8 protein-coding genes are annotated in these 14399 nt (G+C 36.8%); 7 read left to right on the plus strand and 1 reads right to left on the minus strand.

Features of this window, described 5'->3' with window-relative positions:
- Positions 1-4: 4 nt before the first annotated feature.
- Positions 5-922, minus strand: a complete 918-nt coding sequence (locus CEV08_RS00420; RefSeq protein WP_100129821.1) for a transporter substrate-binding domain-containing protein — start codon at positions 920-922, stop codon at positions 5-7.
- A gap of 1071 nt (positions 923-1993) precedes the next feature.
- On the opposite strand from CEV08_RS00420, the gene gyrB reads away from it, so the two are divergent.
- The 7 genes from gyrB (at position 1994) to CEV08_RS00460 (ending at position 14358) form a co-directional block, all read left to right on the plus strand.
- Positions 1994-4444: a DNA topoisomerase (ATP-hydrolyzing) subunit B gene (gyrB, locus tag CEV08_RS00425; protein WP_100129822.1), complete on the plus strand. Its 2451-nt coding sequence runs from the start codon at positions 1994-1996 to the stop codon at positions 4442-4444.
- A gap of 117 nt (positions 4445-4561) precedes the next feature.
- Positions 4562-5344, plus strand: a complete 783-nt coding sequence (gene ubiE, locus CEV08_RS00430) for a bifunctional demethylmenaquinone methyltransferase/2-methoxy-6-polyprenyl-1,4-benzoquinol methylase UbiE (RefSeq protein WP_100129823.1) — start codon at positions 4562-4564, stop codon at positions 5342-5344.
- 2 nt (positions 5345-5346) lie between these two features.
- On the plus strand, positions 5347-6933 hold the full coding sequence (gene ubiB / locus CEV08_RS00435) for a 2-polyprenylphenol 6-hydroxylase (protein ID WP_100129824.1): 1587 nt from the start codon (positions 5347-5349) through the stop codon (positions 6931-6933).
- Between the two features lie 69 nt (positions 6934-7002).
- Positions 7003-8394 carry a bifunctional phosphopantothenoylcysteine decarboxylase/phosphopantothenate--cysteine ligase CoaBC gene (gene coaBC / locus CEV08_RS00440; RefSeq protein WP_100129825.1) on the plus strand — a complete coding sequence of 464 codons (1392 nt, stop codon included), beginning with the start codon at positions 7003-7005 and terminating at the stop codon, positions 8392-8394.
- 1993 nt (positions 8395-10387) lie between these two features.
- Complete coding sequence (locus CEV08_RS00445) at positions 10388-11107, plus strand: sulfate transporter family protein (RefSeq protein ID WP_100129826.1); 720 nt, start codon at positions 10388-10390, stop codon at positions 11105-11107.
- A gap of 1006 nt (positions 11108-12113) precedes the next feature.
- Positions 12114-13034 (plus strand): acetyl-CoA carboxylase, carboxyltransferase subunit beta, encoded by a 921-nt coding sequence (accD, locus tag CEV08_RS00455; protein ID WP_100129828.1) that lies wholly within the window; start codon positions 12114-12116, stop codon positions 13032-13034.
- Between the two features lie 4 nt (positions 13035-13038).
- On the plus strand, positions 13039-14358 hold the full coding sequence (locus CEV08_RS00460; RefSeq protein ID WP_100129829.1) for a bifunctional folylpolyglutamate synthase/dihydrofolate synthase: 1320 nt from the start codon (positions 13039-13041) through the stop codon (positions 14356-14358).
- Positions 14359-14399: the final 41 nt, after the last annotated feature.

Consider the following 14399-nt stretch of genomic DNA (forward strand, 5'->3'; position numbering starts at 1 on the left):
TTCATCAATAAAAACTTATTGGAAAATAACGCAAATAAAGCTCTGTAAGTTTACCATCCTCTTCTAAAGATTTTAGCGCATAATTGAGGATATCAATCAATTTTTCGTTCTTTTTTGCAACAGCAAGCTGCATTCCTTGCCCCAATAACTGCGGTGCCATATATACTCCTCCAACAAAATGGCAGCAGTCCACAGATTTTTGATTTTTGAACCATAACGATAATGCAAATCCATCATCAAAAATAAGATCAATTTTATGCTCCTGTAAGGCTTTATAGAGCTCTTCCCTCTCTTTAAATCCTTGCCATTGGGCTTTGGGAAAATAATAATGAAAAAGTTTTTCGTGAACACTTTTAGACACAACACCACTGGTTAAATGGACCAATTGATCGCTTATTGGCTCATCGAGATTTAACTTTCGAGAAGCAACAAATCGTGCTGGAAAGCGCAAATATGACTTTGTAAAAACAAGATCTTGCTGCGTTTGATTGGTTTCTTTTAAACCCGCAATAATGACTTCTGCATCACCATTTTTGACATGCTCTACAAGCTCTTTCCAAGGAACCACTTCTACTTCACAAAATTTTTCTAGTTTTAATTTTAAGCAAATAGCGCGCAATAAATCGATATTATAGCCTACAAGATGCCCCGTTTGATCAAGAAAATTAAAGGGAGGAAAATCAAAAGTTGTTACAAAACGCAAACGAATGATATCCTTGGTATCGGGTTGTACCAAATGTTCATGTGGATTAAAAAAAGAGGGCAGCTTTCCAGCTATTTCAGCCTCCGCGTAATAAGAGGAAAATAGAAATCCTCCTGCTAAAAATAAAATACGAATAAAAATAATGTATCGATTATTGAGTAAAAAATACCGTAAACGCCGTTGAAGATTTTTCACATAGATAGGTTTTCTTATTTTCAAAATCTCTCCCCCATTTTTCAAAGCTAAGATGCAACTCTGCTTCGTTATTATCTAACGCACTTCACCAAAATATCTGCCGTTTAATAAATAAAATTCTTGCACTTTTCTAAAACTGTTAAAAATTTTAACAATTTTCATATATTTTTTAAAATACACTGAAAATGCTTCAGATTTTCATCTCAAATTTTCCAACAAAATTATATAAAAACAATTTGAGAGAAATAAACTTTATAACATGCGCAAGGTATTTGATGTTATACCTTTCAAACATCGTCGTAAAATAAATCTTGGAACATTGATAAATGCTTCCTAAAAAAGTGCGTGAATAAGCCGCACAATGGCATTTTATTTTGAATGAGAGATGTAACCTCCATGGACAGGAATAATGCAAATAAATATACATAGCATTCTCGCCCCAATCTAACGTACAAAAACTTAGGCGATTTAGAAAACATGTAATCTTTGTTTTAAATATACAACTTCATGAGGATTGATTAATAGGTAAAAAAGTAAAAGCCTCGTTAGCGTAACATAAAGATGCACAACTCATTTTGAAATATTACACATATGCAAAAATAAACAATAATATCACTCTTCACATAATTTTAAAATTTACGTTTAAAGTTTACGTAAAGCGTAATTTACCTCGCCCCCAAATTTTAAAGGAAAAAGATTCGTACCAACGTTGTTCTGTAAACAGTCGGCTTCTTTCGATAATTACGCTTTTAATTTCTCTGGTCTTCCCGTTCATACGATTCACTTAGACTGAAGGCTTTCACACCCTGCCTGCCCTGAATATTCACCAGAAAATTTAAAAATATTTAAATATATCAAATAGTTGACCACTTTTCTTATATTGCTGTCATAAATGGCGGTGTTTTACTGCATTATGCTGTATAATAGTGTCATATCATTTCATCATTCTTTCCATTATATATCGACAGATATTGAATCTAGAACTGATATACGATAAATGTTTAATGTGGTTATTCCATAAATAACTGATCAGAACGTTGAGCTTTTAAAAAGCGGATAGAATATTGCAAATTGAACACAGAAATGGACTAACTTATGAGTGATGAAATAACCTCACCAACACAAAGCGCCTTACCGACAAAAGGCGATGACTATGGCGCCGCCTCTATCAAAGTTCTCAAAGGTCTTGATGCTGTACGTAAACGTCCTGGTATGTATATCGGTGATACGGATGATGGTTCGGGGTTACATCATATGGTCTATGAAGTTGTAGACAATGCTATCGATGAAGCTTTAGCTGGTCATGCAACACTTGTAAATGTCACACTCCACGCTGATGGTTCTTGTTCTGTTCGTGATAATGGACGTGGAATTCCAACAGATATTCATCCAACAGAAGGTATTTCTGCTGCTGAAGTTATCATGACACAGCTTCATGCCGGCGGAAAATTTGATCAAAACTCTTATAAAGTTTCAGGTGGATTGCACGGTGTTGGTGTCTCTGTTGTGAATGCACTCTCTGTTTGGCTTAAATTGCAAATCAGACGGAATGGTAAAATTCATGAAATATCATTTACCCATGGGGTGGCTGATGCTCCATTAAAAGTTGTTGGCGATTGTGATCAAGAAAGTGGAACAGAAATTAGATTTTTACCAAGCTCTGAAACCTTTACTATGGTTGAGTTTGATTTTGAAACTTTAGAGCGTCGTTTACGGGAATTAGCCTTTCTAAATTCTGGAGTTCATATTCTTCTTGTTGACGAGCGTCATGCTGACATTAAATCCGTTGAGTTGCATTATGAAGGCGGATTAATAGAGTTTGTTAAATATATTGATCAATCAAAAAAAGCGCTCCTAGACACGCCTATTTACATTGCAAATGAAAAAGATGGTATGAGCGTTGATGTTGCCCTATGGTGGAATGATTCCTACCATGAAAAGGTCTTGTGTTTTACCAATAATATTCCTCAGCGTGATGGTGGAACGCATTTAATCGGTTTTAGAAGTGCTCTTACACGCCAAATTAATGGTTATGCTGAATCTTCAGGAATTGCCAAAAAAGAAAAAGTGAATTTAACCGGAGATGATTGCCGTGAAGGATTAACAGCTATTCTTTCTGTCAAAGTTCCTGATCCTAAATTTTCTTCACAAACAAAGGACAAATTGGTTTCTTCTGAAGTGCGTCCTATTGTTGAGAATTTGATCAATGAAGGCCTTTCGGTATGGCTGGAAGAACATCCTAATGAAGCAAAGCTTCTCATTAGTAAAGTGGTGGAAGCTGCAACAGCACGTGAGGCAGCACGTAAAGCACGTGAGCTTACAAGGCGAAAAGGAGCGCTTGACATCACTTCTCTGCCAGGAAAACTTGCTGATTGCCAAGAACGTGATCCTACAAAATCAGAAATCTTTATTGTCGAGGGAGATTCGGCAGGTGGTTCAGCAAAAAGTGGACGCTCACGTCAAAATCAAGCAATTTTACCTCTCCGTGGTAAAATCCTCAATGTTGAACGAGCACGCTTCGACCGTATGCTCTCATCTGATATGATCGGTACGCTTATTACAGCTCTTGGGACGTCTATTGGTAAAGATGAATTTTCACCCGATAAATTACGGTATCATAAAATTATTATCATGACAGATGCGGACGTTGATGGAGCCCATATACGCACTTTGCTACTCACTTTCTTTTTTAGGCAAATGCCCGAGTTGATTGAACGTGGACATCTTTATATTGCTCAACCACCTCTTTATAAAGTATCGCGTGGAAAATCTTCTCAATATATTAAAAATGAAGCAGCCTTTGAAGAATTCTTGATGGATACTGGACTAGAAGAAACAACACTTGAGCTTTCAACGGGAGAAGTTCGTGCAGGCGCTGATTTATATCAACTTGCTAAAGATGCCCGTGTATTCCGTCAGCTTTTAAATGGTCTTCATACCCGTTATGACCACAATATTGTTGAGCAAGCAGCTATTGTTGGTGCTTTTAACCCTGAAGCCTTTACAACGAAAGAAAAAGCGCAAAAAATAGTAGAAGCTGTCGCACACCGCCTTAATCTGATTGCAGATGATATGGAACAAGGTTGGAGTGGACAATATATAGAAAATGGAAGTTTATGTTTTGAGCGTATTTTGCGTGGCGTTAAAGATGTTATCACGCTTGATGCAGGGCTTATAAACTCAGCAGACGCGCGTCAAATTGATCGAATTTCCCAAAATTTTGGCGACATATATCATCCTCCTCTTCTTTTACGCCGCAAAGATAAAACAGAGAATATTTTTGGACCTATGAGCCTTTTAGAGAGCATTTTTACAAATGGTAAAAAGGGTATTACTCTTCAACGTTATAAAGGTCTTGGGGAAATGAATGCTGAACAGCTTTGGGAAACAACGCTTGATCCCAATGCACGTTCTCTTTTACAAGTGAAAATTAATGATGCAACCGATGCTGATTCACTCTTTTCTCGTCTTATGGGTGATGAAGTTGAACCTAGACGTATTTTTATTCAAGACAATGCCTTAAGCGTTGCTAATCTTGATATCTAAGATATTCTTTTGTTTTTGGCTGTATAAACGTCGCAGTTTTATACGTTGTTTTTTCGTATTTGAACTTTACCTTTCTATTTCATTTACGATAAAAGAAAAATAAGGAAGGTCATATACATGGCAACTGAAACAGAACGTGTAGGCACCAAAGGGGGTATGGAACACTCTTTTGGTTTTACAAGAGTTGATGAAACACAAAAGCAATCCATGGTAGATGGTGTGTTTCATTCTGTTGCTGAAAATTATGACAAAATGAACGATATCTTATCCTTAGGGCTACACCGTGTGTGGAAAAATTCTATGGTTGCATGGCTTTCTCCACCGGCGCTTTCCCATTGGAAAGTTCTTGATGTCGCTGGTGGTACAGGTGATATTGCTTTTCGCATCCTTAATGCTTCACGCCAAAAAGCCCATGCTACGGTGCTTGATATTAATGGCTCTATGCTCAGCGTTGGCAAACAACGCGCAGAAAAAAATGGTCTTGCCCCTCTGATTGATTTTGTTGAAGCCAATGCAGAACATCTCCCCTTTGAAGATCAGAGCTTTGACGCTTACACAATTGCTTTTGGAATTCGAAATGTCCCTCATATTGATCAAGCCCTTAGAGAGGCTTTTCGTGTTTTAAAGCCCGGTGGACGTTTCTTATGTTTAGAATTTTCAAATGTCGAGATGCCTTGGCTCGATAAAATTTATGATCTTTGGTCTTTCCATGCTATCCCTAGGCTGGGTCAATTTATTGCAAATGATGGTGATGCTTATCGTTATTTGGTTGAATCTATTCGTAAATTTCCTAAACAAGATGATTTTGCTCATATGATCAAGCAAGCAGGATTTTCACGCGTATCGTACCGCAATCTCACCGGTGCAATTGCAGCACTGCATTCAGGTTGGAAAATTTAAAAATGGTGCAAATTTCTCCTTACTTTCAATTAATGCGTGCAGGATGGATTTTAACACGTGAAGGTGTTTTAAGTGCTCTTCCTCATGATAATCTTCAAGGATTTCCAGCGTTATGTCACCGTATAGCGCGTGCATTAGCACGACGAAAAACGAAAAAGAAACAGCGATCTGAAAATATTTCGTATGCCATCAATAAGCTTGGACCCTCTTATATAAAACTTGGTCAATTTCTTGCCACAAGACCTGATATTGTCGGACGGAATGTTGCAGATGATTTGTCACAACTACAAGATCGTGTCCAAACATTTTCTTGCACCGCCGCTATTGCTCAAATTGAAAATTCTCTTGGTCGCTCTATTGATGATTTATTCGTAAATTTTTATCCTCCCATTGCCGCTGCTTCTATTGCTCAGGTTCATTCTGCTGAATATATTGATGAAACTGGTCATAAGAAAAAATGTGCTGTAAAAGTTATTCGTCCCAATATCAGAGCGCGTTTTGCTAAAGATCTTAGAGGTTTTTATCTCATTGCGCATTTACAAGAACGTTATATCCCTGCCTCTCGAAGGCTGCGTCCTGTTCGTGTGGTAGATACTTTAGCACAAACAACACGCCTTGAAATGGATTTACGCTTAGAAGCGGCAGCTATATCTGAAATGGCTGAAAATATTCAACAGGATACAGGTTTTCGAGTTCCACATATTGATTGGGAACGGACAGGGCGTAATGTTCTCACCATGGAATGGATTGATGGTATAAGAATATCTGAAGTTTCCAAACTTAAAGAAGCTGGTTTTGATCTACAGGCACTTGCGATCACGCTTATTCAATCTTTTCTACGCCACACATTGCGTGACGGTTTTTTTCATGCCGATATGCACCCTGGTAATTTATTTGTAGACTCAGATGGATGTATTGTTGCTGTCGATCTAGGCATTACAGGAAGGCTTGGAAAAAAAGAAAAGCATTTTTTGGCTGAAATTCTTTACGGCTTTATTACGCGTGATTACCATCGTGTAGCCCGCGCTCATTTTGAAGCAGGCTATGTCCCTTCACACCATAATATTGAAAGCTTTGCGCAAGCCAATCGTGCGATTGGTGAACCAATTCACGGACAATCAGCACAAAGCATTTCCATGGCTAAGTTGCTCACATTGTTATTTGAAGTCACTGAATTGTTTGACATGAAAACGCGACCCGAACTTCTATTACTGCAAAAAACAATGGTTGTTGTGGAAGGTGTTGCCCGTACATTAGATCCCAATTTTAATATGTGGAAAGCTTCTGAACCCGTTGTCAGAGAATGGATTGGAAAAAATTTAGGCCCCATAGGCATTGCAAAAGACTTTAGTGAAGGAGCGCAAGCTCTCTTTTCGCTCGCACGCAAAACACCACAACTGGTACAAAATTTTCAACGGATGGAAGAAGATCTTAACAAAATCAGAGAAACTGGGTTTAATCTTTCTCCCACAACCCTTAAACGACTCGCTGTTGAACAAAGCCGCACCAACCGTTATGGCCGTTATAGTCTATTCATCATTGCATTTTGTTGCGTTTGTCTTACTTTTTATCTTTTTCAACTTTTCTAGTCTGCTCAATATGCTAAAAGACATCAATGATGAAATCATTGAAATCAGTTTATTTTTTGAAGGTATTTTATGGCTAGTCTTACCATTCGTAACCTCTCTCCTAAAGTTAAAGAAGCTTTGCGCGTGCGTGCCGCGCAAAATAGCCTTTCTATGGAAGAAGAAGCGCGCCGTCTTTTAAGTAATTCTACCACTTTCACCACACACTCCTCTCATGTCAGCGCAATTGAAGTGCAATCATTGCAATCAAAATCACTCCTTCTTATTATTGGTGGAAGTATTGCGGCTTATAAAGCGCTTGATCTCATTCGTCGTTTAAAAGAACGTGGCGCACACTTAAACATTATTATGACAAAAGCAGCGCAAAAATTTATTACGCCTTTAGCCGTTGAAGCTCTCAACGGCCATACTGTATATACTGATTTATTTTCACGCGAAGAAGAACAGGATATTGGACATATCCGCTTAGCACGTGATGCTGATCTCATCATTTTAGCCCCTGCTACAGCCAATCGCATAGCAAAAATAGCCCATGGTATAGGAGATGATCTAGCCGATTGCGCCCTTTTAGCAGCACGCTGTCCACTCTTAATTTCCCCAGCCATGAATCCAGCTATGTGGGCGCATCCAGCCACTGTTCGCAATGTTGCGCAATTGCGCGCAGATGGCGTTCATATTATCGGACCAGAAATCGGAAATATGGCTGAACGTGACGAAACAGGCTATGGACGCATGAGTGAACCCTTAACCATTGTTGCCGCCATAGAGTCTCTTTTAAATGTCTGTGAAAAGCCTCTCGCTGGCCGCCATTTCATCGTGACCTCTGGCCCTACCCATGAACCAATTGATCCCGTGCGCTATCTTGCCAATCGGTCTTCAGGTAAACAAGGTCATGCCATTGCAACCGCTCTTGCGCATTTGGGAGCAAAAGTAACACTTATTTGTGGACCAGTTAATCTTGCAGACCCACAAGGAGTCAAAACTATTCATGTTGAAACAGCACAACAGATGTTACAAGCCGTTCAAGAATCATTGCCTGCTGATGGTGCCATCTTTGTTGCCGCGGTTTGTGACTGGCGCAGTCAAACGCAATCGTTACACAAAATGAAAAAAAATGCTCATAAAAAACCACCATCCTTGCATATGGTCGAAAATCCTGACATTTTAGCAACGATTGGACATGCTCCAGACCGCCCCTCATTGGTCATTGGTTTTGCTGCTGAAACATATGATATCATTGCCAATGCGCAAAAAAAATGCGTCGAAAAAGGGGCTGATTTCATTCTTGCTAATGATGTTTCTCTTCACTCTGATGGCACAAGTGTCATGGGCGCTGACACAAATCAAGTTTATCTCGTGAGTAAAGAAAAAGTTGAACCATGGCCCCCTATGAGTAAACAACACGTAGCGCAAAAATTAGCAAACATGATCGTATCATTCTTTACCCCTCCCTCCTCCTCATAAGGAAAAAACACACCCTTGCAAATAATAACTCTTCAAACACTTTATTAAAACATCTCATAAAATAAGAACTGAACTTCTGAAGATACAAAAATGTCTATCCATCTCGAATAGATTATATAACACATTAATTTATAATGATAATCTAGCATTATTCAACGTGAATGAGAATCCCGAATAGCGTAAGATTCTCTCATGTGAAATCTATGTATATTGAATCAATCAAAACCATTTTCTTGCACATTAGCAAGGATAACCGCAATGAATATAAAACGTTTGAGAACAGACTACCCCCTATAATAAACTTCAATGTCTAAGGCTTATCGTAACGTTCAGGGTAAGTATATGGTAGTGCAAGCGTACTCTTAAGCATAAAGAGAGTGGTTGCCCCATAAGTTTTATAGTCTTCATGGGAGCTTTGTCCTTATACAATTCACAGGCGCTATTGCGAAATGGGTGTGACGAGCATTGAGAGATTTTTCTTTTTCAAATCGCACCTTATCCTAACCTTCATAAAAAATAGAAGCTTTGCATCCCTGTCTCTCCAGCTTATAAAAAAACATATTAGGAACAATCATCTTCCACCCTTCAATTTTAAGAAAGCTCTTGCATTGGAGAAAATTCATAAAAAGGCATTTTTTCTTAAATGTTTTTTATCTTCATTTTGGTCCTATTTATAATGTGCAAACAAATGATTTTGAGTGTTTGATAATAAGAGCAGCTGAAATTAGAAAATATGATAACTTTATTTGGAGCTCTTATTTACTATAAAGATAATGTATTATGATTATAAATATTATAAAATCTCAATGCGATTTACAACTTATCTGACAATGGTGCCCGTAAAGAGTATAAACACAATTCATTGAACTACTGTCGATAAATTTATAACACAGACACCTTTATTCTTCTCTTCAGTGATTGGATCTTTAAGATTAAGTTTGTGCCCTCCTTTTAACGTACTAAGACAATAAACGAGTATTTGATTCATGATGTCTTTACACTATGACGGTTCATAATAAGTGTTTTTATTCCTTTATCAAAAATTTTGTATCCACACACGTATCCCACTTATAAAATGATTTTTTTGATTTTGACGATGAAGATTTAGAAAATATCCCTATATTTGGAATTCTTATTGAAGTTGAAGATGATAAATTCTCTTCATAAATGAATGGTGTTATTATCTAAAAATTATTCGCTCCAATGCACCATTTGTACGAAAAATGCATCAATGAACTCTCACTTTATTGCACTTATAGCTCTTAAAATTCAAAATCTCATCATTTTTAATCATCTGTGATATCTCCCTATCCTTGTTTCTTCTCAAAAAACTGCTTGTTATGAACATACGTAAGTTAATCGTTTCAAATTTATTTCTTTTCCTATTGCAATGTCACATGCGTCACTATATTGATTAAAATCAGAATATTTCCGTAACTAATACATAAATTTTACCCTTATTCCATTAGCCTCGATATTATTTTAAATAAAAGCGAAAGCCGAAATGCGCCATGCTAAGCAATAGAAAAGTATAGAATATTAGGGATCATGAAAAAAAAATGAGAGATACAGATAAATGAAGTTAGGCTTCTATACCGGATAAATGAAAATAAAAACTCTCCCCTCAATATATATACTACCATCTTAATTTTTTATATATCATATAGATGCAATAAGCTAAACTCTGTACAAAAATATTTAAAAGTCCTTCTACAACAGCTGCTTCTTAAATTCTTTTGTTTTTTTAATCAAAATTTCTACTGATTTAAATTTCACTTTAAACGAAAAAGCCTTTGTTATTTTTTATTTTATCCATTCTATAAGAAGAATTTAGCCTGATTTTAATAATATATAAAGATGAAAAATTTCCCTTTTTGCAAGATAATATCGATGTATCTCTTTAGTGTTATCGAAAATAGATCTTGTAATTCACAATACATTCTTTAAATATATTTCTTGTTTTTTTTTGCTTCTTTCCTTACTTTATTAATCTATGATTTTTACTGCTGCCTATCGCGCTTTACAACGTCTTTTAACCTCACAATATAGAATTATGATACTGAAAGCATTGGGGGTTACTTTTTTTGTTCTCGCCATTTTATGGTTGGGTGTGCACCAACTTTTTGTGTCTTACTTTTGGCCTTGGGTTTCTCAATTTCTTCCTGGGTTCCCGAGTTGGGCAGGGTGGTTGGGATTTAGCATGCTTATCATCTTCAATCTTGGTTTGGCTCTTTTATTGGCTTTTTTTATTGCCCCCATAACAGCTATGATAGGTGGTTTTTTCATTGACTCTGCTGCTGAAATCATTGAAAAGGAAGATTATCCAAATGAGCCTGTTGGACAAGCTATGTCATTTGGGCGTTCTCTTATCCTCTCCTTTAAATTTGTTATTTTAAGCCTTCTTGGTAATGGAATTGCTTTTATTTTATTCTTCATACCAGGTGTTAATTTGATTGCTTTTTATGTTATTAATGGTTATTTGTTTGGGCATGAATATTTCTTGTTTGCGGCTTACCGTTTTCGAACAGAGCAAGATGCGCGCTCTTTTTTACATACGCATTATACAACGGTTTTTGGCGCTGGATTATTGATCGCGGTTTTTGTTTCGATTCCCATTCTTAATTTAGCTACACCGCTTTTTGCAGCTGCCTTTATGACACATTTACACAAAATGCTCACCCTAAAAACCATGACACGCATCACACAAAAATAATGTTCTTTGAATTTTAGACTTAACAAAACTTATGAGCCCCAAAAGCATAATATAAAATTTTATGCTTGAGCTTATTTAATTCAATATATTGATTTATAATGATACTTTATCGCTTTACGACATAATTAAAAAACCTAAATATCATAAAGCTTTCTTATTTTACCCATTCATGTTGAAACACTAAAAATCGTTTGTTGAAATGTCATAAACGGGGGCAGTTGTGTGGATAAAAGAACTTTTAAAAAGATAAAAATACCTCTCATACCCCCTCTCAATGCAAGAGTTATTGTTACATTGGAACAGGTAAAGGGTATGATAATATCGGTTTTTACCTTCTATTTCAGTAAAAATGAGGGGACATATGAATTTTATGCCTTTCATGGAAGGAATATACTCTTCAATAGGCACTATCATGAGATGAATTTTGGGAATATGTGAGACTGTTAAATCTAGCGACGCGTGAATACACAATAAAAATTATATTTTTTCAGCGATTTATTTTATGTGAAACGCGCGCACTGTAAGAAGACTGTTTGAAAAAAATCTTGCTCTGCTGTTAGTGTTTCGCTAACATAACATTATCCGTATCCATTATCTTTAACGGATGAGTGTAGCTTTGTAGGTTTTATATTATAAGGTTTCTTTGCTTTAGAATTGTTGATATTAATGAGTAATTGGAGAGTTATTTTCATTAAGAGAAAATAAGCCGTTTATTGACCAGCGAAAAAGGTGAATTTTAAGACAAAAATCAAAGAATAAAAATATGTAATTTCTCAAAACTTCTGAGAAATTTGTTATAGGGAATACTCTTTGTGCATATAATTTTTATGACATTGGAAATAATTAAAAATAAAAAAACAATGCAGTTAATGCTATACGTGCATGAATAAAAGTATTAAATAGACTTGTTTGTTCAGCCGGAAAAGCAAATGTAACTAACCGCTTAAGTTCTATATTCTTTCAAATCATGCAACAGATGTGTACTATTTAAAGGAAGGCTATAAAGATGAACTGGATTACAAATTATGTTCGTCCTAAAATTAACTCTATATTGGGACGCCGTGAAATTCCAGAAAATCTATGGATTAAAGATCCTACCAGTGGTGAAATGATCTTCCATAAAGATCTGGAAGCCAATCAATTTGTGGCTCCCAATTCTGGCTATCATATGCGTATCAGTGCCCAAAATCGTCTCATGCATTTTTTTGATGATGGTGTCTATACAGCTCTTGAAAATCCAAAAGTTGTAACAGATCCTTTAAAGTTTCGCGATGAAAAACGCTATATTGACCGGTTAAAAGATTATCGTTCTAAACTTGGTGTTGATGACAATATTTTAAGTGCAGGCGGTACTATTGAAGGCTTACCAATTATTGCAATCGTTCAAGATTTTGCCTTTATGGGGGGGTCTCTCGGTATGGCTTCAGGAGAAGCTATTATCAAAGCTTTTGACACTGCCATTGCGGAAAGATGCCCTTTGGTTCTTTTTGCTGCTTCTGGTGGTGCACGCATGCAAGAAGGAACACTCTCCTTGATGCAAATGCCCCGTACAACAGTAGCGATTGAAATGTTGAAAGAAGCAAAACTTCCCTATATTGTTGTGCTGACCAATCCAACCACCGGTGGTGTTACTGCTTCTTACGCCATGCTTGGTGATATTCACATTGCAGAACCCGGTGCTATGATTGGTTTTGCTGGTCCGCGTGTGATTCAACAAACGATACGTGAAACCCTACCAGAAGGTTTTCAAAGTAGTGAATATCTGCTCGATCATGGTATGGTTGATATGGTTGTATCGCGTTTAGAAATGAAAACAACCATTGCACGTCTTTTACGCTTGATGATGAAACGCCCTGCTGTTGTTAGCCCTTCCGATCCTTCCCCAACAAATTCTCAAACATCGCTTTCTACAACAAAAGCAGCTTAAATTTATGCCACAAAGCCAAGTACAAAAGGTCGTAGATGGTTTACTGAAAAACTATCCGAAAAAATTTAACCTTTCTTTAGAGCGTATTGTTCACCTTTTGGAGCTTCTTGGTAACCCACATTTAAAACTTGGCCCCATTATTCACATCGCTGGAACAAATGGCAAAGGATCGGCTTCAGCAATTTGTCGTGCTCTTTTGGAAAGTGCTGGATACTGTGTTCATGTCTATAGTTCACCTCATCTCGTCAATTGGAATGAACGCTGCCGGTTAGGTCAAAAAGGAGGTGGTCAATTTGTCACAGAGAGCCAATTGGCTGAAACAATCCGTAAAATTATAAAAGTAAATCGTCAACAGCCAATTACTATTTTTGAAATTTTTACAGCCGCTGCCTTTATGCTATTTAATACACATCCAGCTGATGTTGTTATCTTAGAAGTTGGGTTGGGAGGACGTTTTGATGCTACCAATGTCATTAAAAAACCAGCTGTATCGCTTATTATGCCCATTGATTATGATCATGAGATCTTTCTTGGAAATACAATTGCCCAAATCGCTTTTCAAAAAGGGGGGATTATAAAACCAAACGTTCCAGTGGTTATCGGAAAGCAAAATTATGAAGAAACTCTTGCTACTTTAATACCCCTCGCCGATAAAAATAAAGCACCTTATTCTTTATTTGATCAAGATTATCAAAGTTATAAAGAACATGGACATATGGTTTTTCAAAACAATCAAGGTCTCATGGATCTTTCGCTTCCTAACCTTATTGGAGACCACCAAATTGTCAATGCTGGTGCAGCTCTTGAAGCAATCTATCAAGCAGGTTTTCAACTTTCAGAACAAGTCATAAATGATGCTTTAAAAAATATTTATTGGCCCGCACGGATGCAACATCTCACCCAAGGACATTTGATTAATCAACTGTCTCCTAATATTGATTTATGGCTCGATGGTGGTCATAATCCTGCTGCTGGAAAAGTTATTGCAGCAGAACTTACCCAATGGAGAAAAAAAACAGATCGTCCCATTATTATGATTGCTGGAATGCTCAATACCAAAGATGCTGTTGGTTATTTTCGTCCTTTAGCAAACCTTGTCGATAAAGTATATACAATACCGCTGATTAACAATGACGCCAGTCTCTCTCCAACAAATTTAGCTGAATCAGCTCAAAAAGCAGGAATTTTTGCAACTCCACAAACGCACTTACAAGAGGCTTTGCATAAAATTAAGGCCGAATATAAAGAAGCAATTGTTCTTATTGGAGGTTCCCTTTATCTTGCAGGCGATATTTTGCGTGACAATAAAACACCACCGTGCTAAAAATCAGTTGTTTTTAAATCTTTGAAAGATATACTTTTAAT

Origin of the sequence: Bartonella tribocorum, from assembly GCF_002778015.1 — a bacterium.
GTDB lineage: Bacteria > Pseudomonadota > Alphaproteobacteria > Rhizobiales > Rhizobiaceae > Bartonella > Bartonella tribocorum_B.

What these genes read in the sequence shown, in the direction of transcription:
- gyrB (WP_100129822.1), top strand. Translation starts at nt 1,994, where the DNA reads ATGAGTGATGAAATAACCTCACCAACACAAAGCGCCTTACCGACAAAA.
- ubiE (WP_100129823.1), top strand. Translation starts at nt 4,562, where the DNA reads ATGGCAACTGAAACAGAACGTGTAGGCACCAAAGGGGGTATGGAACAC.
- ubiB (WP_100129824.1), top strand. Translation starts at nt 5,347, where the DNA reads ATGGTGCAAATTTCTCCTTACTTTCAATTAATGCGTGCAGGATGGATT.
- coaBC (WP_100129825.1), top strand. Translation starts at nt 7,003, where the DNA reads ATGGCTAGTCTTACCATTCGTAACCTCTCTCCTAAAGTTAAAGAAGCT.
- CEV08_RS00445 (WP_100129826.1), top strand. Translation starts at nt 10,388, where the DNA reads ATGATTTTTACTGCTGCCTATCGCGCTTTACAACGTCTTTTAACCTCA.
- accD (WP_100129828.1), top strand. Translation starts at nt 12,114, where the DNA reads ATGAACTGGATTACAAATTATGTTCGTCCTAAAATTAACTCTATATTG.
- CEV08_RS00460 (WP_100129829.1), top strand. Translation starts at nt 13,039, where the DNA reads ATGCCACAAAGCCAAGTACAAAAGGTCGTAGATGGTTTACTGAAAAAC.